This window comes from Lewinella cohaerens DSM 23179, from assembly GCF_000379805.1.
Taxonomy (GTDB): domain Bacteria; phylum Bacteroidota; class Bacteroidia; order Chitinophagales; family Saprospiraceae; genus Lewinella; species Lewinella cohaerens.
In genome coordinates this window covers 1-22,198 of record NZ_KB903558.1, presented here as the reverse complement: position 1 = coordinate 22,198, position 22,198 = coordinate 1, and the positions used below count along the sequence as shown (strand labels likewise).

General features: G+C 43.1%; 20 protein-coding genes. 12 read left to right on the top strand and 8 right to left on the bottom strand.

Annotation, left to right across the window (positions count from 1 at the left end; genetic code table 11):
* Positions 1 to 32: 32 nt before the first annotated feature.
* Positions 33 to 473 carry a hypothetical protein gene (locus A3EU_RS0120115; RefSeq protein ID WP_020538001.1) on the bottom strand — a complete coding sequence of 147 codons (441 nt, stop codon included), beginning with the start codon at positions 471 to 473 and terminating at the stop codon, positions 33 to 35.
* A gap of 141 nt (positions 474 to 614) precedes the next feature.
* On the opposite strand from A3EU_RS0120115, the gene A3EU_RS0120110 reads away from it, so the two are divergent.
* Together A3EU_RS0120110 and A3EU_RS0120105 are read left to right on the top strand one after the other, a co-directional pair.
* On the top strand, positions 615 to 1,322 hold the full coding sequence (locus tag A3EU_RS0120110) for a hypothetical protein (protein ID WP_044086248.1): 708 nt from the start codon (positions 615 to 617) through the stop codon (positions 1,320 to 1,322).
* A 30-nt stretch (positions 1,323 to 1,352) separates the two neighbouring features.
* Positions 1,353 to 2,066: a hypothetical protein gene (locus tag A3EU_RS0120105; protein ID WP_156825846.1), complete on the top strand. Its 714-nt coding sequence runs from the start codon at positions 1,353 to 1,355 to the stop codon at positions 2,064 to 2,066.
* Position 2,067: 1 nt separating this feature from the next.
* On the opposite strand, the gene A3EU_RS0120100 is transcribed toward A3EU_RS0120105, so the two are convergent.
* From A3EU_RS0120100 to A3EU_RS0120090, 3 genes are all read right to left on the bottom strand, one after another.
* On the bottom strand, positions 2,068 to 3,042 hold the full coding sequence (locus tag A3EU_RS0120100) for a polyprenyl synthetase family protein (RefSeq protein WP_020537998.1): 975 nt from the start codon (positions 3,040 to 3,042) through the stop codon (positions 2,068 to 2,070).
* A 208-nt stretch (positions 3,043 to 3,250) separates the two neighbouring features.
* On the bottom strand, positions 3,251 to 5,341 hold the full coding sequence (locus tag A3EU_RS31185) for a serine hydrolase (protein ID WP_020537997.1): 2,091 nt from the start codon (positions 5,339 to 5,341) through the stop codon (positions 3,251 to 3,253).
* A 108-nt stretch (positions 5,342 to 5,449) separates the two neighbouring features.
* A complete protein-coding gene (locus A3EU_RS0120090) occupies positions 5,450 to 6,064 on the bottom strand; it encodes a DNA-3-methyladenine glycosylase family protein (RefSeq protein WP_020537996.1) in 615 nt (204 codons plus the stop codon).
* A 75-nt stretch (positions 6,065 to 6,139) separates the two neighbouring features.
* On the opposite strand from A3EU_RS0120090, the gene A3EU_RS31180 reads away from it, so the two are divergent.
* The gene (locus tag A3EU_RS31180) at positions 6,140 to 7,939 is read left to right on the top strand and encodes a S8 family serine peptidase (protein ID WP_020537995.1); all 1,800 of its coding nucleotides are present in this window, start codon (positions 6,140 to 6,142) and stop codon (positions 7,937 to 7,939) included.
* A gap of 133 nt (positions 7,940 to 8,072) precedes the next feature.
* A complete protein-coding gene (locus A3EU_RS0120080; protein ID WP_156825845.1) occupies positions 8,073 to 8,669 on the top strand; it encodes a hypothetical protein in 597 nt (198 codons plus the stop codon).
* Here A3EU_RS0120080 and A3EU_RS0120075 read toward each other — a convergent pair.
* Positions 8,658 to 10,157, bottom strand: coding sequence for a hypothetical protein (locus A3EU_RS0120075; protein ID WP_020537993.1), 1,500 nt, complete (start codon positions 10,155 to 10,157; stop codon positions 8,658 to 8,660). The genes A3EU_RS0120080 and A3EU_RS0120075 overlap by 12 nt on opposite strands.
* Positions 10,158 to 10,271: 114 nt before the next feature.
* Here A3EU_RS0120075 and A3EU_RS0120070 point away from each other — a divergent pair, with 114 nt between their 5' ends.
* The 4 genes from A3EU_RS0120070 to A3EU_RS0120055 all read left to right on the top strand — a co-directional run bounded on the left by A3EU_RS0120070 (position 10,272) and on the right by A3EU_RS0120055 (position 16,608).
* Complete coding sequence (locus A3EU_RS0120070) at positions 10,272 to 10,889, top strand: hypothetical protein (protein ID WP_020537992.1); 618 nt, start codon at positions 10,272 to 10,274, stop codon at positions 10,887 to 10,889.
* Complete coding sequence (locus A3EU_RS0120065) at positions 10,840 to 11,316, top strand: hypothetical protein (RefSeq protein ID WP_020537991.1); 477 nt, start codon at positions 10,840 to 10,842, stop codon at positions 11,314 to 11,316. Before A3EU_RS0120070 ends, A3EU_RS0120065 begins: the two co-directional genes overlap by 50 nt.
* Positions 11,317 to 11,743: 427 nt before the next feature.
* Entirely contained in the window at positions 11,744 to 15,313 is a 3,570-nt protein-coding gene (gene dnaE / locus A3EU_RS0120060; RefSeq protein ID WP_026211490.1) for a DNA polymerase III subunit alpha, read from the top strand.
* Between the two features lie 182 nt (positions 15,314 to 15,495).
* Positions 15,496 to 16,608 (top strand): two-component regulator propeller domain-containing protein, encoded by a 1,113-nt coding sequence (locus A3EU_RS0120055; protein ID WP_020537989.1) that lies wholly within the window; start codon positions 15,496 to 15,498, stop codon positions 16,606 to 16,608.
* Positions 16,609 to 16,725: 117 nt separating this feature from the next.
* Here A3EU_RS0120055 and A3EU_RS0120050 read toward each other — a convergent pair whose 3' ends face one another.
* The 3 genes from A3EU_RS0120050 to A3EU_RS0120040 all read right to left on the bottom strand — a co-directional run bounded on the left by A3EU_RS0120050 (position 16,726) and on the right by A3EU_RS0120040 (position 18,875).
* Positions 16,726 to 17,817 (bottom strand): hypothetical protein, encoded by a 1,092-nt coding sequence (locus tag A3EU_RS0120050; protein ID WP_020537988.1) that lies wholly within the window; start codon positions 17,815 to 17,817, stop codon positions 16,726 to 16,728.
* A 168-nt stretch (positions 17,818 to 17,985) separates the two neighbouring features.
* Positions 17,986 to 18,336 (bottom strand): single-stranded DNA-binding protein, encoded by a 351-nt coding sequence (locus A3EU_RS0120045; protein WP_020537987.1) that lies wholly within the window; start codon positions 18,334 to 18,336, stop codon positions 17,986 to 17,988.
* Between the two features lie 212 nt (positions 18,337 to 18,548).
* Positions 18,549 to 18,875 (bottom strand): single-stranded DNA-binding protein, encoded by a 327-nt coding sequence (locus A3EU_RS0120040; protein WP_020537986.1) that lies wholly within the window; start codon positions 18,873 to 18,875, stop codon positions 18,549 to 18,551.
* A gap of 432 nt (positions 18,876 to 19,307) precedes the next feature.
* On the opposite strand from A3EU_RS0120040, the gene A3EU_RS0120035 reads away from it, so the two are divergent.
* The 4 genes from A3EU_RS0120035 to tnpA form a co-directional block, all read left to right on the top strand.
* Positions 19,308 to 20,468 carry a leucine-rich repeat domain-containing protein gene (locus A3EU_RS0120035; protein WP_020537985.1) on the top strand — a complete coding sequence of 387 codons (1,161 nt, stop codon included), beginning with the start codon at positions 19,308 to 19,310 and terminating at the stop codon, positions 20,466 to 20,468.
* A 197-nt stretch (positions 20,469 to 20,665) separates the two neighbouring features.
* Entirely contained in the window at positions 20,666 to 21,001 is a 336-nt protein-coding gene (locus A3EU_RS0120030; RefSeq protein ID WP_020537984.1) for a hypothetical protein, read from the top strand.
* 477 nt (positions 21,002 to 21,478) lie between these two features.
* A complete protein-coding gene (locus tag A3EU_RS0120025) occupies positions 21,479 to 21,796 on the top strand; it encodes a hypothetical protein (protein ID WP_020537983.1) in 318 nt (105 codons plus the stop codon).
* 224 nt (positions 21,797 to 22,020) lie between these two features.
* Positions 22,021 to 22,198 (top strand): IS66 family insertion sequence element accessory protein TnpA (gene tnpA / locus A3EU_RS35575; RefSeq protein ID WP_020537981.1); only part of this gene is annotated, 178 nt, incomplete at its 3' end.

Genomic DNA, 22,198 nt, shown 5'->3' with positions numbered 1-22,198 from the left:
AGGCGTAAGCTAAGCTTGGAAATAAGCAGCTTCTAACCTTCTCTCAGTTTCTTAGGCAGGTGATCCTCGATTTGGCGGTATTTCTTTTCGGGCATTTCCAGATAGGTCTTACTAGGGAACCCGACGTATAAACGTACGCGTTTCATGAAAAGAAAATCCCTACGTTCTGGTGTTTGAAAAGCCTCCCAAGGGATTAAAAGGCTAGTGGTTTTACTCAGAAAAAATAAATACTGCGTTAGGAATAGCCCTTCTTTTGTTTTGTACCCACGAACCATATTTTTCATGTTGAGCCCGCCGACATTAATTTCACCAAAGTGGATACGCTCGCCGTTGATTTGCGTGCTTTTTAGCGGGGTGCTGTACCGTTCTGCCAAGGTACTCCATCCTCCAAGTCTGGGAAAGATGTAACGAAAAAGGACAAAAAAAACGATAAAGACAAGGGGGATTCCTAGAAAAGGCAAAAACTGCTCCATAGATTAAGGCTTTACCAAAGAAAGTATTTTTTCTGATACTTAACAATAGTTAAAGCGTGCCATTTTATTAAAAATGCGCGTTTGTACCTAAAAGGGGTTAAGCTGGCCCTAGTATGCAAGACGCTCATAATCTGATAAAGCATGATTTTAATAACTCGCTTAGCGCTTTTTTGCTTAATGGTTAATTTGTACTTTCCATTATGTGCTCAATCCCCCCAGTCAGATTCACGGCATTGGCAATTTAGTGCTGGTGTTCAATATGATCAAGGTCGAAATACTATTACTGATCCTGCGCCACCACTCAGTTCACTAAGTATCGGGGGCAATTTTGAATACGTGATTACATTTCCTCGAATCAAATTAGTCTATTTTGCAAACCTTAACTTTCAGCGGATAGAGGGGGAAGGCTCTCTTATTGCATATCAAAATGATTTTGGCTTAGAAGAAACCCTTAGTATCGATAATATTCGGACAGGCCCAGGGATAGCGTTAAAGTTGAATAATAAGGGGAGGCTTCATCCTTTACTAGGGGCACAGGCTTTTCTAGGATTTCCTGTAAATGCCGAGTATGATTTCCAAAATGTCAGAATGGATATTCAGTATGATTTACCACTCTCCTTCAACGCAAAGGGAGGTGCTAGTTTATACACAGGTGGGCAGCTTTTTGCTGGGATAGAAATGACGTTTAGCGCAAAAAGTAAGCTCAGACTAAAGGCAGCGCTAGGACAGCAGAGTCAATTTGCATCATGGGAGCTTCCTTCTCCTTTTCTTACACCACTTTATGAAAGAGCACGGTTGATCAAAGGTGGTTATTGGCAAGCTAGCTTAGAGGTGGTTCATGACTTGTAATTACCGGAAAATCGCTTACAATAATCTATTATGATTTCAATAAATCGCTTAGCACTCTTCTTTTTACTGATCGTTTGGAGCTTTTCTTTATATGCTCAATCAACACCATCCAGTTCACGTCATTGGCAGCTTAGTGGAGGGATTCAATACTCACAAGGAAGAAGCACTAATTCACATGCTGTACAACCCCTCGATGCGTTTAGTTATGGGGGCAACCTTGAGTATGTATGTAGGTTTCCCAAGTTAACAACAAGCTATTTTGTATACATGGGGTTCCAGCAACTAAGGGCCGAAGGGAAGGATATTGCGGTTGCCGGGCTCTATGGTTTGGAAGAAACCCTGCGTATTGACAATGTTGTTTTTGGCCCTGGCTTCGAATTGAAGCTGAATAACAAAGGTAACTACCAGGCTTTTTTAGGCGCCCAGGCTTTTTGGGGATTCTCTATAGATTCCGAATACAGTTTCGAAAATGTTGGTATGACGGAGCTGTTGATTTTGCCCGCTGCTTATCAGGTGAAGGGGGGAGCTGGCCTATATAATGCGGGGCAAGTTTTTGCTGGGCTTGAGCGAGTGTTTACGGAGAAAATACAGCTTCGGCTAAAGGCAGGTTTAGGTGAGCACTTTCAATTTGCCTCCTGGCAACTCCCTGAATTACTTTATCTTACTCAGTCTGACAGGAATAACGTCCAACTCATCAAAGGGGGCTATTGGCAAGCTAGCCTGGAAGTTGTTTGTCGCTTGTAAGTTACTTTTCCCGTTCTACTACAAAATTCACCAAGTCTTCGAGTGACTCCCGAGCGGGAGAAGTGGGAAAACTGTGGAGTATTTCAAAAGCTTCGTCCCTGAATTGGAGCATCACNTTGCGGGCGTATTCCAGGCCACCACTTTGGCGTACAAATTCGATGACTTCACGGATGGTGGCAGGCTCTTCGCTGTATCGTTTGATCTTGCGAATGATGCGTTTTCGATTCTGCTTGTCTGTTTGCTGCAAAGCATAAATAAGAGGGAGCGTCATTTTCTTCTCCTTGATGTCAATACCCAAGGGTTTACCTACGTCGCTGGCACCAAAATCAAAAAGGTCATCTCGGATTTGGAAGGCCATACCTATGGTCTCCCCGAAAAGACGCATCTTTTCCACAATTTCTTCATCTGTGGTAGTGGATGCTGCACCTGCTGCGCAAGCCGATGCGATGAGGCTGGCTGTTTTTTTACGGATTACCTCGTAATAGACCTCTTCGTCAATATCTAGTCGGCGGGCTTTCTCTAGCTGGAGAAGCTCTCCTTCGGTGATGGCTTCAAAAGCGTTGGAGACAATCTGTAAAAGTTGGTATTGCTTTTTCTTAAGTGCTAAGGCTAGTCCTCTGGTGAGTAAAAAATCTCCTACCAGTACTGCTGCTTTGTTTTTCCATAGTGCGTTGATGGAGAAAAAACCACGTCGTTCATTTGCGTCGTCTACTACATCATCGTGTACGAGGGAAGCAGTATGGAGCAACTCCACTAGCGATGCAGCTGTATAAGTGGCATCTGTGATGTCTTTGCAAAGCTTGGCGGTGAGGAAAATGAACATGGGGCGCACCTGCTTCCCTTTTCGACGGACGATATAGAAAGTTATACGGTCAAGCAGGGGTACAGGACTACGCATAGAATCCCGAAACCGTTGTTCGAATTCTTGTAGTTCCTCCACAATTGGAGCCTGAATCGTTCGCAAAGACTTGACCATACCAGAATTGTTCGGGCAAAAATAGTTTATTGTAGCTTAACAATTCAATTTCTACATAGTTAACCCGGAACCCAACCTTTTCTAGAAAAGGTTGGGTTCCGGGTTAACGCTATCAATTGCCAGTAAGGGAGAGCACTTTATTGGTCAAATAGGCTTCAATCAAGTCGTATTTGGTGTTATTAACCCTTACACTTTTTCCACCCTAATCTTACTCTTTATTTGCCCGGAAATCGCCATTAGGTTGATGCGATACCAATGCGGTCGCTTTTTTACCATCCATAATAAACTCCATTGTGAATCCCTCAAAAGAGCTTAGTTTGAAGGAGTTTCCCTGGTGTGGCTCCAGTGTATAAGTGGGCTGACCAATAATATCTGCTTTAAGTTTGGTGCCCTCCAGGCTGATTTTGATTTCTGTACCATTTTCCAGCGAGTAAGTGCCGGTTAGGGTTTCCAGAAAATCAGGGTCACTAAGTTTTTCGGCAGGCAGTCGATCAAAGCGAATTTCCGGTACACTGGCATCCAATAAAGAGTATAGGGCTTCAATTTGTCCGTTGCGGTCGGTCACAAAACGGACGTCGAGTGCAATCTCGTCTCCTTCAGTTATTCCTTTGAAGGTATCGTATTGCTGGTGCTCCATTTTACCACTAAAGTGATAGTAGGTCACAATAAGCTGTTCTCCCTCCTGGCTGATAACGACATCTCCGTATCCGGGGTGATTATAGGTGCCTATGTAATCTTCCAAAGGGTGGAGGGCAGGGCTTGTTTCTTCTTCTTTTTCCTCCTCCTCTTCTTCCTCATCGTCTTCGTTCTCATCATCATCGCCAAACACTAACTCGTACCAATCTTGTCCATCACGTTCGAGAAGAATATCTGCAATGGAATAAGACAACACATAATTAAGCGGAGTACCATTTTTATTGGTAAGGGCTACGAGGCCAAATCCTTCATCAGGAATCATAAATACAAGTGCCGAAAACCCATCGATATTTCCACCATGCTCTACGACGGTTAGTCCGTCATAATCATAAGTGAACCACCCCAAGCCATAGGAGGGGTGCGAAATGGATGGATCAGCGATAAGTGTATTCTCCATGATCATCTGTGGCTTGTGCATCAGTTTTAACTGGCTGCCGCCGATGAAGTGCTGCCCTTGGTATTGGCCGTCACCCAGTTGAAGTTCTACCCACTTGAGCATGTCTTTTGCCGATGCGTTGATAGAGCCTGCAGGCCCGATGGCATCTAGCTGATGAAAGGGGAGGCGAGTGATTTCTTCTTCTTTTTCTCCGTAGCCGTAAGAGAAGTTGTCACTTTGTTCCATCTCGGTTACCGAAAAATTAGCGCTGGCCATTCCTAAAGGGTTGAATATCTTTTCTTGGATATATTCCTCCCAGGTCTGGTCACTCAAGCGCTCTGTAAGAATACCTGCTGTCATGTACATCAGGTTTTGATACTGCCATTTACTTCGGAAAGAGGCGGAAGGCTCTAAGTATTGTAGCCTTTGGTATAGTTCTTCTCGTGAAAAGTCGGTTCCGTACCAGAGTAAATCGTGTCTTGGTAAGCCGGAACGATGTGAGGTGAGGTCAATGGCGGTCATCTCCTCGGTTGCAAACTTATCGTAGAGTTTAAAATCCGGCAAATATTCTTTGATGGGCGTATCCCAGTCGAGTTTCCCTTCTTCAGCCAACAAGGCGAGGCCCATCGTGGTAAATGCTTTACTACTAGAACCAATGGCAAAACGGGTATCAGCCGTTGCGGGGACTTCATCTTCAACATTACGTAGACCAAAACCTTCGGCCATCACCACTTCTCCTTTGTGTATAATTCCTAATCCAAGTCCGGGGACTTCAGCACCGATGCGGAAGGAATCTACCAGGCTTTTGATACGATCAATTTTCGCCTGGAGGGCTGCTGCTGCGGCTGCATCTTGCTGTTGCAAAACAAGTGGGAAGCTTTGCCCCATTTGGGTAAATGTTCCGGTTACGGTACCAGGGCTCCAGTTGCCTGTGAAGCTGGCTGACCCAGGTACCTCTGGTAAGGTGAAGGAGAGTTGATCACCTTCGATCTTTAGATCAGCGAGGGCCATGTCATTGATTCGCTGAGACGGGATATTCATCAGCCCCTCCCAACCATCGGCAGTTGTTTGAAGTTTAATCTGCAAAGCTAGTGGCGTAGAGGGAATCTCAATGGCACCGTCCCATTTGCCTTGCCAGTCTTCTGTTGTTTGGGCAAACCCAGCAGCTAGGGAAGCAAAGAAAAGGAGAAGGCCGAGTAAGCAGCGGTTTTGAAGATGAGGGTACATAGTGCGATAATTTTTAATGTTGCAATTTTGACTTTCCGAAATTATAATAATTCGCCAACAGGCTTTCATTTTCTAGATAAGGTCTAGAAATTTTAAGATAAACGCATGTCAAACCAGCGTATCCTTCCATTGCCAAAGATAGCGGCAGGCTACCGTGCGGTAGGGCCGCCAAACTTGGGCTACTTTCTCCATTTTGTGCTCCAGTTGTTTGCCCTTGCCGGAAAATTGGTACAATTGCTGCATACTTTGTTGGATCGCCAGATCTCCTTTAGGGAAGATGTCTTTGCGGCCCAGGCTAAACATGAGGATGATTTGCGCTGTCCAATTGCCTACTCCTTTGATGGCGGTTAGTTGCTCGATGATGTGTTCGTCGGGAACCTTTGACCAATCCTGACGATGGAGGTCTTGTTCAGAAAAATAGTGAGCAACGTTTTGGACATACTGAGATTTTTGCCGAGAAAGCCCTGCTGCCCTCAGTTGGTCTTCTTGAAATAGGATGAGCTGGTTGGGGTGGGGGTAGCTGTCCTGAAACAAAGCAATAAAGCGTTGGTAGATGGTATTGGCTGCTTTGCCTGATAGCTGTTGGTAAACAATAGCTTTTAATAACCGGAGATAAATATCGTTGGTTAAATCGAGTGGTTCCAGTTGAATATTATCAACCAGTGGGGCAAATACAGGGTCTTTCCGCAAATGTTTTTTAGCACCATTACTCGCTTTGGCCATGTATTTTAGGTTTTACCTGATTTGTCTCGTTATTAACTTTAAAATTAGTAAAACTTTTGGGGTAGGGCGGTAGCTATGCGTATTTTTGGGTTCTTGTCTACGCTTAAAGAATATCTTATGTATTACGGAAAACTGTTTTTATTAGCGACGATCCTACTGAGCTCATTGTCACTCAGTGCCGGCCATTGGCGAACAAAAATTGATTCTCAAGTGCTCGCTGAACTCGAAGCCGGTGCTAAAGTAGAGGTTATTGTGGCGTTTAAAGAACAGGCAGATCTGAGCCTCGCCTATCGCTTGCGAGGCAAGGCGGCTAAAGGGCAATTCGTATACCAGCAGGTAAATAAAGTGGCTAGCCGTTCACAAAAGGAGGTGAAGGTGTTGCTATTTATGAAGCATCAGGAGTACCGTTCGTTTGCGATTGTGAATGCTTTGATGACGGAAGTAGACCTGCCTTTAGCGAGGGCAATAGCAGAGATGGATGAGGTCGCAAACCTACAGCCCAATCCTTGGACGGCACTAGATCGCCCTGCGTTGGACCTCACACCTTCTTCTGGTGGGCGGGGCGTTGTGGAATGGGGTGTTCAAAGAATAAATGCAGATGATGTATGGGCTTTAGGTTTTCGCGGCGAAGGCGTAACCGTAGGCGGACAAGATACCGGTTATGAATGGGAGCACCNCACCATCATTGAGCAATACAGAGGTTATGACGGTACTTCTGCTGATCATAATTATCATTGGCATGATGCTATTCGGGAAATTAGCTTACTGCATAATGATACCATCATTAGCCCGGATAACAACCCTTGCGGCCTTGATGTAAACGTGCCTTGTGACGATAATAATCATGGAACCCACACGATGGGAACAATGGTTGGCGATGATGGTGGTGACAATCAGATTGGTGTTGCACCAGCCGCCAATTGGATCGGCTGCCGAAATATGGAACGTGGCTGGGGGAGTCCTGCAAGTTATATCGAGTGCTTTGATTGGTTTTTGGCACCTACGGACCTTGATGGTGAAAATGCAGACCCTGAACAAGCTCCTCATGTAATCAATAATTCGTGGAGTTGCCCAGAGGTAGAGGGCTGCAATCCTCTGAATTTTGCATTGATGGAAACCGCGGTTGAAGCATTAAGAGCAGCGGGTGTAGTAGTGGTGGTTTCGGCAGGAAACAGCGGCCCCAATTGCAATTCTGTAAGTACGCCATCGGCTATTTTTGAGGGCTCCTTCAGTGTTGGTGCGAGCCGCGATAATGATACTATTGCCAATTTTAGTAGCCGAGGTTCGGTCGCAGTAGATAGCAGTTTTAGGCTCAAGCCTAATGTGGTAGCTCCTGGAGTTGGCGTTCGTTCGGCGATTCGCAATAATGGTTATGCCAGTTGGAATGGTACCAGTATGGCAGGGCCCCATGTAGCTGGTGCGGTTGCATTGATGATTTCGGCTGCGCCTCAGCTGGCTGGTGAGGTGGATACTATTGAAGCCATTCTTCAAGAGACTGCTGTGCCTTTACTGAGTGATCAAGACTGTAGCCCATTTCCGGGGATGGCTATTCCTAACGCCACTTATGGCTATGGGCGTATTGATGTGTTTGCTGCGGTAGAGCGAGCGATGCAGGTAGTTGCGAATGAAGAAGCTTATCTTGCAGAATGGCGTGTCTTTCCTAATCCTACCCAAGGACAAGTGTGGATCAATATACCAAGGTTGAGCGAAGAGGCAAGCTTGGAAGTCTTTAACACGGAAGGGCAGTTGCTTCGATCGCTGAAAGTAAGCTCAGGTCTACAAGCTTTAGATTTGGGTGATTTACCCGCCGGGATATATGCTTATCGTCTAAGAACAAATGCTGGCGAAAAGATGGGTAAATTGATCAAGCAATAAGGACAGCACAAAAATGAATAGTCTTTTCGTTTTTGAAATAGTTGGTGACGCGTTTCATTTTAAGCGTGCCAGCTATTTGAAAAACTTAAGAGAAGAGACTACTTGTTTTTTGCGTAATAAAAGGAAGGTAATCATGCTGAGAAAACATAGTCGAGGGGACCAACTAAAACAGGTGGCTCGCCACTTGAAATTGGACTATCATCCTGTTGATCAGTGGGGGATAAAGCAACAACTTCAGGATTTTCGCTTGTTCAAGCGCGGATTTCGTGGGCGCTTGAACCATGTGATGAGCTACGAGGATAGTTTATTGGAGTCACGGGTACACGTCTTTGATTATCACTATCTCAAATTTGCGGGTAAGCACTCTAAACGAGTACTCCAGACGGTCTTTTTCCTAGAGTCACGAAAGTTGGGCCTTTCGGAGTTTTATATGCGTCCTGAATATTTTTTTCATCGGGTTGGTGAAATGTTGGGCATTACGAAAGATATTGACTTTGAACAGCATCTCGATTTTTCCCAGAATTACTGGCTTACAGGAGAAGATGAAGAATTCATTCGCCATAACTTCAAAGAAGAAGTTCTTCGTTTTTTTGCGATAGAAAAAGGATGGACGATGGAAGGCTTAGGCTTTTACCTGGTGCTTTATAAGCATGGTAAGCTATTATCTCCTACGAAGATCAATGAATTTTATCGTAAGGGCATGGAGGTTTATCGAGGGTTAACATCCTAGCTGGTATTCTAACCATCTGAGAATTACTGAGGAACGATGCAATTGAGATTCTTCAGCCTTGTCGGAGTAAGCTTTTAGTTCGGTATAGAATTTATTCAAGAGCTGTAATTCTCCTTTTTTATCTCTATTGGGTAGATTACTGAGTTTTCTGATATACCTGATGGTGATTTTCTCGTGCTCTTCCAAGCCCTTAGCATTTTTATCCCAAGTACGTAGCCTACTGCGAGTACTGTCAATACGAGCCAAAAGTGCGGAACGATCAAAATCAGGCGTTTGATAATCGTTAATAAGTAAGAGTAAAATAATGAGCCGGAGTCTTTCCGGGCGATAGGGGTTAGTTTTACTTACTTCGCTCGCATTTCCCCACCAGTATAAGGCAGCAGTTGTATTACCTCTAAAAAAATAGAGTACTCCCAAGCTGTATATAATTGCATGTTTTCGAGAGGCACTAATGACTTCCTGATGATCTTCAAATAACTCTAGAATATCATCAATTTCCGTTTCTGGAACGGTAAGTGTAATGTCTTTATACAGTAGCCAAAATGAAATCTGCATAAAGACTTGAAGCGCTTTGAACCTACTGATAATAAAAGCATCATCGTAGTCTAGGTCTTTAATTCCAGTAAGTAAGGTTTTGAATAAGGGTTTGTCATCTATAACCAAGGTCGCCATCAAGTAATTATCGTAAGCAGATAAGTAGTTGTGAGGGAAATGCTTTTTTAGTTCGGGGTATTGACTAAAAAACTCAAACGCAAGTTGTTGCCAATAAAGCATATTCTTTTTGTCTTGGCTTAATTGGGCAATAATAGCTCGCGACTGTGCGTATCGGATTTTTGCTGGAAAGGATATGTTTGCTGGAATACTTTCTAACTCTGGGTCTAGTTGCGCGGCTAATTCTTTGAGGTTGCCGGACTTTTGGAGCCAAAGTAATAAGATGTGAAAGTTAAATTGGAGGATTTTTTCTGATTGCTTACAGTCTTCCCACTTCGTAGCCATCAGGCCTAAGTATTCTTTAGCTTCATCAAATTTTTGAATGCTGTTTTGCTTCAATAAAATGTCAATTAAGGCAAGGTATATCTTGTATTCCCAACCAGTAAGCTGGCATTCTTTAGCAATGCTAAGGGCTTTTTTGAGCGTCTTTTTAGCAAGGTTAAATAGAGCCTTCAGTTTAAGCGTCTCAGCATCCTGAATTAGGCATTGGATCTTCCATTCTGGGTTTGATCGTATCTCTGGGTCCCTGAGATAGAACATGATCTTATTGTACAGATGATAGGAGTGTACGCGCAATGCCTCTGAAGAAAGCTCATGTGTTTGACAGAATGAAGCTATGTTTTCTTGGGAGTAGTCTTCTCCTTCATCATATAAAAAAAGAAAAAGAAGCTGGTAGATGAAAGTCTGCTGGGTCTCATTTTGGAGTAAAAAATTATTGAGTCCATCTATTTCCTTACGGGTAAAAGACTGAATAAGTTGGTGTAGGTCGTCTAGCATTCTTGAGAGAATAAGGAGATCAATTGAGGGCTGTTTTACAAACCAAGGAATAATCTCACAGAAATCCATATTTGAGCCCCCTAAATTTGTAATATCAAATGAAACACCAGAAAAATGTTGATCCCAAATTTTCCTAATACCCCTTTTAACGGGTGCATAAATGAAGAATGCACCTCCTTATTAATTATGCCTGAAAAGAATACAGGCACGAAGCTCTCCCCGACCCCGAAGTATTCCAATAGTGCTAAAACAAGCATCGTTGGGATACTCGGAGGAGAGTTGAATCGCAAGAAAAAAGAACTTGTTGGGCGTGTTTTGCAGCAGCGAAAAATTTTTGGGAACCCTTGTGAATCTGCTGTTGCAAATGCCCGGGCGACAGAGGTTGCAACAAATCTCACCTTTGGGAACCTATTGTTAGGGGAACAGGTTTGGGTACACAGTCCTAGGTTTTTAACGGCCTCTTTTTCCAGGAAACAAGGGAATCGTTTTCGTCAGGCATTGGATTGGATGCTTGAAAATAAAGTTGATGTCTTGGTAACAATGGACGAATGGATGGATCAGCTAATTTCTGAGTACTCATTTGTAGGCAATTGTTTGAAGAGTAGTTGTAATACAAAGCTTCCAGGAGTAACCATTTGGACAGTAAGAAACCCTTTTGAAATTTTATTAAAAAATTCTCTGAATGAAGAACACTTATTTTCTGCCTTCTCTGAACAGTATCAGTGTTTATGAGAAATTCGTCGATCCTAGCTCCAAGAAGGAAATAGATTGGGCTTTGGTTTTGCACAGTGTTGACCCTGTAACCGGAGTAGTGAATCTGGTAGTAGAAACCTTTTTTGACCAGCGAATTGATCTTCAATTCACGAAAGAGCCTAACGGTTATTATAGCGTAGTATTAGAAAATGAAGAACCGTCCATTCATCATCACCTACATACGCTGCTGAAGGGTGACAAACCAACGTATTCTTTTCAGAATACACTAAAAAACAAGGTGGGCTTAACGGTCATTACAGATGATTGGAACTTGTACCTAGAAGGCTATACCAGTGAATTTGATATAGAACAAGCTGCTGCTGGTATCAAAGTTACGATTGATGCTGAGGGCATCACGAACCATGAAATTTGGTATGGTGTGGAAGAAGTACCTCCTGCATCTTGAGCCAAGTGAATCTCTTAAGAACACCTGGTTTTAAAACCCTATTTAACAACCCGCTGCCACTTTAGGTGGTAGTGTGTTAGTTTGCTTTTTGAAGATGGTCAGCTCCAGACGTGGGGACGGCCTGAGGCTGCCATCTTCTTTTTTTTCTGACATTTTTTGCATTGGCATGTCCAAGAAAAATGCCAGGGCAGGTTTTCATTGCCCCCTAATACCCCATTAACCTTTCCCCCTTGCCCCTTATTGGGGATAACCCTTTGTGTTAGTTTTTCAAGGGCAGGAGTATCTTCATCTAAGGGACGAGATGGAGCTTACTCCTGCCTTTTTTTATAACACTTGTGGAAAACTTTACCCGTAGGTACCCTGTGCCCTCCATCTTTTTTGGCTAATTTAGTGTTCTTAATATTGAAGCGAAAGATTAGAGAGAACTATGCCAGATTACTGCCACCTTCATTGCCATACGCAATACTCATTATTGGACGGAGCTGCTGAGATCAGCACTATGATGGACAAGGCTGCGGCCGATGGCCAGAAAGGTGTTGCTCTTACGGATCATGGCAATATGTTTGGCGCTTTTAAGTTTGTTGCAGAAGCAGAAAAACGCAAACTTAAGCCCATCATTGGTTGTGAGTTTTACATGGTGGAAGACCGTCATGTAAAAGCGTTCTCTCGTGCGAAAGGTGAGAAAGACAAGCGGTATCACCAGCTCATGCTTGCTAAAAATGCGCAGGGCTACGAAAACCTGAGTAAACTTTGTTCACTGGGGTTTATAGAAGGACTTTACAGTAAGTTTCCCCGGATTGATAAAGAATTGGTGGAGAAATACCACGAAGGTTTGGTGGTTACCTCTTGCTGTATTGGTGCTGTTATTCCGCAGCTTATCCTGCAAGGTAAAGATGAGGAAGCCGAAAAAGAGCTGAAGTGGTGGTTGAACATCTTTGGTGAAGATTACTACATTGAGCTCCAGCGGCATCGTGGGTTGGAGAATATTGACATTGGCAAGGACCGCAATGGTAACCCTATTTTTACAGGGATGAGCCAAGAGGATGTGAACCAAAAACTCTTGTTATTGGCCCAAAAGCACAATGTCAAGGTGATCTGNACCAACGATTCCCATTATGTCGAAGAGGAAGACTGGGAGCCGCACGATATTTTGCTTTGTATCAATACGAATAGTTTACTGGAAGATAATAAGCGCTTTAAGTTTTCCAGTTCAGATTTCTACTTCAAGACGCAACAGCAGATGAGCAATCTGTTTAGCGATCAGCAAGCAGCGGTAGCTAATACCATGGAAATCTATGACAAGATTGAAAAGCTGACGTTGGCACGCGATATTCTACTGCCTAACTTCCCAATGCCGAAAGGTTTTAATACCCAGGATGAATACCTTCGGCACCTTACCTATGAAGGTGCCAAGCGCCGTTACGATACCATTACGCCAGCTATCAAAGAACGCCTTGATTTTGAATTAAAGGTCATTGAAAAGTCAGGCTATCCCGGTTACTTCCTTATTGTTCAGGATTTTACCACTACTGCTCGTGAAATGAGCGTAAGCGTAGGGCCTGGCCGTGGTTCCGCAGCGGGTTCAGCGGTTGCTTACTGTGTAGGGATCACCAATGTGGACCCCATCAAGTATGACTTACTATTTGAGAGATTCTTGAATCCTGAGCGGGTGAGCATGCCCGATATTGATATTGATTTTGATGATGAAGGTCGCCAACGAGTGATCGACTATGTGATCGACAAATATGGCCAAAGCCAGGTTGCTCAAATCGTGACCTACGGTACGATGGCTGCAAAATCGAGCTTGCGGGATGTAGGTCGGGTGATGGACGTGCCGCTGTCTGAGGTAGATCGGGTATCAAAAACATTTCCTGCTCACCTGAAAGCCAGCCTTGCCAATGTACTCGCTAAAGGAGATATAGACTCCAAATTGAAAGGGGCTTTAAATAGCGAGGAAAAAGAAAAAGCTTACCAATTCCGTAAGTTGGCGGAAGCCGATGATAAAATTGGGCGGATGATCCAAACGGCTAAAAAGCTGGAAGGGTCGGTGAGGAATACAGGTATTCATGCCTGTGGGGTCGTGATTACACCAGACGATATTACCAAGTATGTTCCGGTGACGGCAGATAAGGAGACGGGCATGCTCATCTCCCAATTCGATAACAGCGTTGCCGAAGATGCAGGCCTTTTGAAGATGGACTTTTTGGGTTTGAAAACCCTTACCATTATCAAGAATGCCGTAAGGATGGTGGAGGAAAACCATGGCGTAAAGCTGGATATGGATCTTATTCCACTGGAGGATGAGAAAACCTACGAGCTTTTCCAACGTGGAGAAACGGTGGGTATTTTTCAGTATGAGAGTGCGGGGATGCAGAAGTACATGAAGGAGCTGGTTCCTTCTGCTTTTGAAGACCTTATTGCCATGAACGCCTTGTATCGTCCGGGGCCATTGGAATATATTCCCAATTTCATTGCGCGTAAGCACGGGCGGGAGCCAGTTACTTACGATTTGCCAGCGATGGAGGAGTACCTGGAAGAGACCTACGGGATCAATGTTTACCAGGAGCAGATTATGTTGCTTTCGCAAAAACTGGCAGGCTTTACCAAAGGCGAGGCTGATATGTTGCGGAAAGCGATGGGTAAGAAAAAGAAATCCCTGCTGGATCAGATGCTCCCCAAGTTTGTGGCAGGCGGTGAAGAGCGTGGTCATCCTAAAGATAAATTAGAGAAGGTTTGGAAAGATTGGGAGGCATTTGCGTCTTACGCTTTCAACAAATCGCACTCTACTTGTTATGCCTTTGTAGCGTTCCAGACAGCCTACCTCAAGGCTCATTACCCAGCAGAGTTTATGGCCGCGGTCTTGACGACGAATAAGAGTGATATCTCTAAAGTCACCTTTTTCTTACAGGAATGTAAGCGGATGGGTTTAGATGTATTGGGGCCTGATATCAACGAGTCGGTATCTGATTTTTCGGTAAATGTCAAGNGGCAGGTGCGTTTTGGGATGTCAGCCTTGAAAGGAGTAGGAGAGGGGCCAGTGACGTCGATTCTGGATGAACGAGATGAAAATGGACGTTACGTCAGTGTTTTCGATTTGCTCACAAGGCTTGATCAAGGAGCTATTAATAAGCGAGTATTGGAGAGCCTTTCTTTAGGAGGAGCATTCGATTGTTTTGATGAGATTCACCGTGCGCAATATTTTGCGCCTTCCGATAAGTACGATACCTATATCGAACACTTGGTGAAATACGGGAATGCTTACCTGAAAAATAAAATTAGCGCTGCTACTTCATTGTTTGGCGCCATGCAAGATGAGGTAATGGTTCAGGAACCCGCACCTCCTGAGTGCCGAGAGTGGAGCCTGATTGAAAAGCTGGACAGAGAAAAGGAAGTTACTGGTATTTTTATCTCCGGCCATCCGCTGGATGATTACCGGATGGAAGTTGCCAATTTTGTGACTTGTTCGCTTAATCAAGTCGATAGTAACAAACAACGCTCTCAGCTGCAGCTGGCAGGATCAGTAACAGGAGCGCGACACATGATTTCCAAGAACGGGAATGGTTGGGGGATCTTCACCGTTTCTGATTTCGATGGTGAACTTGAATTCCGGCTTTTCGGCGAGGATTACCAGAAATTCAAGCATTTGCTGGAGCCTGGGATAGCGATCTTCATTACCGCTGGTTTTCAACGAGGGTGGCGGGATGACGGCCTGGAGTTGAAAATTAAAGATGTTTCTTTACTCGAAAGTGTAGGCGATACGCTTACCAAAGGAATAAGACTGACCCTACCACTAGATAGGCTTACAGGCGAAATAGTGGAAGGCCTTGATCAATTGTGCCAAAAACATGAAGGGCAGCATCAATTACGTATGGTGTTACTAGATCGACAGAACAGAGTTAAGCTGCCTTTGGCAGCGAAAACGCGTAAAGTGAAAGCTGATAATGATTTTGTTACTGCTTTGACGAAACTTGGTGTGGACTATAAGATTGAGCGGTAAAGAGGGGGATTGGGTTTTTATTTTTGTGTGTTTGCTGTGTTAGAACAACCCCATGTTTGGGTTGTTAATAATTCCTACTATCTTTACAATACTAAGTGAGTCTAACCCAGACCAATATCCCAACTATTAAGGAAACTACGACCCTGAATTAAACTGTGTAATACCTTAATAATTCCAAAAACATGTTCTTCCATACATCATCGTGGGGAAGAGAGCTACAGATCGTTGTGTTACTGATGACCTTTGCCTTATGCGGGCAAAGCCAATCACTGGAAAGTGTAGCTTTTTCCCTTACCCTACCTGACGGACAGACAGCTGGTATTCAGCAAAGATCTTCCATTACCAATCTGGTTCAACAGCCTGAAGGGCTCTATGTGCTAACGGAAAGCGACGGCTGCTATCTATTGTCTAGTCAATCTAGTCAACAGCATAAGCTATTAGCACAACCGACTGACCGTCGCGAAAAATTCAACCGGCTCATTAAGAAAAATAAAGAAGTTCACCTCTTGGTGAATTACCAATCTTTTCGGCCTTTGGTGGGAAAAGAGAAAGAACCACTGGCATTTACCAGTTCATTTTTTGCTAAAACTGTTCACCCAACTTCCATCCATTACGCTGATGATGGCCGGATAGTGGTGGGTAGCCTGGAAGATGGCCTGTTTCTGTTTGAGCCTGATGAATACGGCGGATATTCTAATGTGCCGGAGCGTTTTTCGACAGCAGGACAGCAGTTGCCTTCTAATATCGTACACACGATTTACGAAGATCAGCGTGGGGTAATTTGGATAGGAACAGACCGTGGGCTAGCTACGCTCACGAATGATACCATTTACAATTTAGGCATGGCTCCTCCTGTAAAACAAAACTGGTGGCAGCGTTTTTGGGGTGTGGAAGGGCCACCACCGTTGTACAATGGCCCGGTGAAAGCTATTGCTGAATGGGGAGACAGTATTGTTTTCGCAGGTGACGAAGCGCTTTATCGTATACCTACTCGCCCGGATTCTTTGTCATTGGTCTATGAGTATGATCTGAGTGAACGCCTTCCGGAACCATTGACTAACATTCAGCAGCTTCTGGTAGNTTTTAATGGCGACTTATGGGTTGCTGCAAATCAACTTTTACGGTTCAATATTACGCGTAATGAACTCAGGGTCTTTGGTAGAGAAACAGGCATTCGTGGGCAAGGTATTTCGGCCCTCTTAGAAGATGTAGAATTGGGAGAAATCTGGATTGGCACCCAGCGTGGTGGCCTCTATCGGATGAGTAATGACCCTTATTCGGGGATTGGGCATTGATAATGTGAGCAATGCCTTTATGTGCTCCTTGTGAGGTAAGAGTCTCTTAGGTAAGCCTCATCATACTGGGTACTTAGTATAGGGTAAAGGGACTTTGAAGACTTGTTCTGCTGTTTTCTATTCCCCCTCATATTGATTGACAACTTCGACGATATACGCAAGGTCCTGCGCTGTAAACCGGTGCTGAATGGGCAATAGAAAATGATGCTCAAGTAAGTCTTTGCTACTTTGGTACTGGCTTGAGTTGTGTTCCTTGATAAACCACCACCGATCGGTGAAAGTTTGCCCCCGGATACCGTGGGCTTGTAAGTAAGCGGAAAAATGCCGGGGATTATCTACCCAAAGTGGGAACCCAATAAGAGGATGAAGTAGGTGGTTGTCCTTGACAAGAAAGCGGATTTTTTCTTGCGTCAAATGCTCATAATAGTAGGCTGCTTGCGCCATTCTTTCTTCAGCAACTTTGTTGTGTGGCGTGTGTCTGATCAGCCATCTTCCTATTTTACTTAGTGCTTTTGGGGTATTCGTTCCGGCGAGTAAATACTGATATGCTCGTGCGTATGCGCCACCAGTCAGCTTTTTACACCATTGCCTGCCTGGAAGATTTAATTGTAGCGCAGTACTACCAATCAGGTAGAGGAGTTGCCAAAAAAGAAAAAGATAATGTTGGCGGTCGACTTTTTGAGTTGGCTTTATGATAGTTGGTCCGATGAGCCAGGCACCATCTGTTGTGCCAATGATTTTTGTAGGCGAAAACAAGACCGAGTGACCATTAATAGGGGGGCGGAACTGAGGATGCGGATAGCTATGGGCCCAGTCTTCGAGTAAGCTACTTCCTGCTGGCAGTAGGTTTTGCATTCTTTTGGCGTTCCTTTCCTGGCCAAAGAAATGAATCAGCACGACGAGGTCAAAATGTTGATTATTTAACTGTTGGGTGATCTCTTTCCATTTGGGATCGGCGTTTTGATCCAGGTTGTAGTAGTGAATCTCCCATTGTGCCAACGAAAACGGAAGTTGTACGCCCTCGGGAACCCAGGCGGGGAGGAGTACTTTCCCTTGATCGAGGCTTGTTGATTTGAGGTGTTGAGCGAGGGCATAGAGTGCTTCTCTTCCGCTGCGGAAATCACTGCGGCCGAGCGTTGGTAAACCATTCGGCCAGCTTGCTGGCCAGCGGAAGGAAAAGCTACGGGACGGGGAGTAATGATGCGGCATAAGGCGAAGATAGCAAGTGCTAAACAAAGGTAAACTTCGTATTCGGAATAAAACCCCCGACCCTGTGCTGGGTCGGGGGAAAACGGAATAATGAATATCACAAAAATATCCTGCTGTAAAACGCATGCTCTTCGGGTGACACGCTGATAAAATCATCAGAACGACTGACTATGCAGCCTTCTTTTCCGGTTTCTGATCCAGCATAATAAAGTCATTGATGATGATATCCATCGACAAGCGGTCGATACCATCCTTATCGGTGTAGCGGTCGTACTTGATCTTGCCTTGTACGGCGAGCTTACTTCCTTTCTTGGCATACTGTACGAGGATATCGGCTTTTTTGCCAAAGGCTACGCAGCGATGCCATTGAGTAAGGGTAATTTTCTCTCCATCCTTGTTGTTGTAGCTTTCGTTGGTGGCGAGGCTAAAGCTGGTCACTGTGTTTTGCTTGGAGCCTTTCTTTACAGGGTCCTTGCCTAAGTTGCCAATGAGGGTTACGGAATTTTGTACTTGATTCATAATAAAAAAGTTTGGACCGGGTGGTTGGTATTTGTTTTAGCAGAGAGCGTGGTGTAGCCTTATTGATAGTGTTGCTACCAATTATTATTACTACGCCGACAGCGGCTAATGCCCGGAATGTTAAAAGAAAAATTAAGTCTAATTAATAAATACTAATGTCTATACTTGGTACGAAGTGGCCTAAATCTTCAAGCCACTCTGTAACGGGTATGTTACTGCATGAGGCGAAATTCGTTGACCACAATTTCCGTTTGGGTTTTCTTCAACTCGCCTTCCCCTATCGTCTGGTGTTGTATTTTTCCCTGTACGACTACGGAGGAGCCTTTCTTTAAAAATACCTGCATCATTTCGGCAATCTTCCCCCAGCCGATGAGCTGGTGCCAGGTGGTTTCAATGCGCTTGCCGCCTTCCTTGTCACGGAAGATTTCTTTGGTAGCAATGCTTACTCGAGCAAGTGAATTGCCATTATTAAGAGCGCGGTATTCGACATCGCGGCCAAGGTTGCCTATGAGTTGTACGTGGTTACTGATAGAGTTCATAATCGCTGATTTTAGTTGTTGTACGATGATTGAGCGCAGTATTAATATCAGGCCTGATGTGCAATACGTGCTGGTTATAAAAGTATTGGTTGAGCGCTTTCAACCGGTAACACTGCAAAGATGGGGGAGTGGGAAAGTATTACTCGTATAATAAACGTATACTGTCGTTTGTATCCGTTTATAAACGTTTGTAAACGGATAGTTTTAATTTAAGTTATTGATTGTTAGTTGTTTGTGTGTTTTTGGCTGAGGTGATTTTTTTTGATTATTTTTAGGGTGGTTTTTGTGTATAAGGGGAGTTAGGCACAATGAAACAAAAAAATAAAAATATACAGACCAGAAAAAGATTCTGCATCGTGAAATTTTAATGACTTGTCGAAAGAAAAAAGTACTGAGAATAGTATTGATTATTTTTCATAGAAATTTGATCAAATGAATAACATATCACTCATTTTTATAGCTCTTCTTTTAGTTGGTTGCGGAGAATTACAAGTAACTGATAATACCCATTCTGTAGATGAGGAAAAATTTAAAATACTGCCGCTAAAGATTAAGATTATAGGACAATTAAATGAAATTGAGGATGTTGGCCTGTTGACTCCCAGCGTGATTTTTGATATAAGAGACTCTATTATTGATATCCAAATAGGGGCAAGTGAATACTATGAATTGTATGGTCAAGAAAATATATTGAGCTACATCTTTGATATGTTTGAGGAAGAAGACTTTAAAAGTAACGAATATTTCTATAATCCTTATTTTGATTACATGGGTTATATGGAGGTAGAAAAAGAAGTTGACGATACGACTTATCTCCGTAAGTTTTCATCTTATAAAAGAAGAGATATAAAGGTTGATTATTTAGAACTTGACTCTGCTGAAGTAGTGAAATTTGCAGTTCTATCAGATTATCTCAATAAAATTGTAATCGGAATTTTGAAGGATAATGTTATAAGGGATACCATGATTGTTGCTAGATCATTTAGAGAGGCTTTAGCACAACCTGATAAGGTTTACGAACTTAAACTGCGAAATACTAGATCAAGAAGTTTAAAAAGGATAGGAGAATTGAAAAACCTTAGAGTTTTAGATATATCTGGCTCATGGATTACTGAAATTCCAGATGAGATTCAGAACTGTAAATACCTTCGTTCAATTATAGCGAATGCAAGTAGACTTGAAAAAATATCTCCTGCAATTGGTCAATTACGAGAGCTTAGAAATGCTAACTTTGGATATTGTAATCTCAGAAGTATTCCACGAGAACTTGGAGAAGTAGAAAGCTTATGGAGCCTGGGTCTAGGAGGAAATCAATTAAATGATCTTCCTGAATCAATATCAAATCTAAAGAATGTTATGTTCTTTTCTATTGATAAAAATCGTTTCACAGAATTTCCCAATGAAGTTTTGGGTCTCGAAAGTGTTGTTAATCTCTGGATGCACGGTAATGATTTTAAAACAGCATCAGTAGAATTAAATAACCTGCCTAGAATGAGTCATTTACTAATTGATGCACATGAGATTGAGAATATTAATGAACTAAAACAATCAATGCTAGATGTTAGAATTATTGATGAAGAAAGAAGGAAGTAAAAACTGTGCCTAACTTTACTACCCCGTCAAGCCTCCCTTCGGTCAGCCTGCGGGGTAGTTGGAGTTGGGCGAAATCAGGAACACGAACAGATGATTGAGAGTTGAGTGGCTTTAGCTAGGGTAAGAGTCAAAGAAACAAAACTTAATAAACGTAAAGCGATGTTCGATTTAGGCTCGTAAGAAGGATCAATAGACCTATGAAAATTACAGAATTTATCAGAAGAGAAGACTTTGAAGAATATTTAGGGATTAATCATCATGAAAATGAAGATGAGCTACATAAACTTATAGAAGTTAAAAGTATTGATGAGTGGAAAAGTTATGACCAGTTCATGCTAAATTTTGGTGAGTATGATCAATTGTTTTTATTGATTGAACCAATCACAAGAAGATTATTTTTAGGTGATGTGAATTTAGGTGGACACTTCCCTAGAGCGCGAATCGTAGAAATTAGTCGATCTGATTTGTTTGATAAACCAAGCTATGTAAAAAGCTGGTACATGGATTTTTCTAAGAGATTTTGGCAAACTTGAACAGATAATAAAACACTTACTCTGACAGCTGAAAACCAAGCGAATGAGAGAAATATACATTCTTCAAAATACTCCTGTGATGATGTTAACAAAATGGCCAAGTGTGACCCAAGTACCCTTCTCATGATTAGATTTAATTGCCAAAGCGGCATTGTATATGTGAGAAAGATATTGTAAAATGTGGCTAAGCGAGATGTTGAAAATGAAAAAATGTAGTACCTCGCTCATCTTTGCATATACGTCCATGCTTCCGCAAGCTCCAGCACGCTCGCATATGCTTGGAGTTCGGTGCAAATAGTAAAAAAATCATAGCAAGAATTGAGTTCAATTAATAAATACTTGGCTTATGGAATTTCTAAAGCTGAAGCAGAGAAGCTGAAACGGCTTGGTTTACCGATCTCGACAATTCTATTGACTATTTAAAACTCTTAGACAAAGCACTGATCAGAAGCTGCGGATAAAGAAAGAATATCAGAAATGAGTAATAGACTATTAATTTTGTTGGTCTCTCTATTTGTAATGAGTTCTTGCTACGAGACAGAATCACTAATTGAATCAATTGCACAGTCAGATTTTGTGGAATGCAAAAATGTTGGATATGCTGGTGTTAGAAGTGATGTATATGCCAAATATGAAAAGTTGAGTAAGAAAGCAACTCAAGATGAGTTACTGCAATTGCTTGACCATGAAAGCCCAGTCGTTGTCGTTTATAGTGCTTATTCACTAATAGACAATAAGGTGATTAATCCAGAAGAAGTATTTAGGCGAGTACTCCAAAAAGACGCTGTAGTATGAACAATTTGTGGCTGTCAGATGATGAGCGACAAGATGTCAGGGTTAGTATACCGTCATTATAGGAATACTAGAATACAAAGCATTAATGAAAATGAAAGAAAGGCTATAATAAGCGATACGGAGTCATTACTTAAAATGGATAGTATAATTTTAGCGTAAGCGTCCGAGCAACCCCATCTTGCCTAGTTCTTTTGGTGGCCTGACCTTTGTTCCAAAAGGAAGATATGAGCAATACAGCACTCCGCCAAAGATGGGACGCGATCCTAAGCGAGCAGTCCCGTTCCGGTCTGACCAAGAAGGCTTTTTGCGAGCAACGCGGCCTCAACCCAGCGACCTTTTATTATTGGCAGCGTCGTTTGCGTGCTTCCGATGATGGTAGCCCAGCAGGCTTTCAGCGGGTTA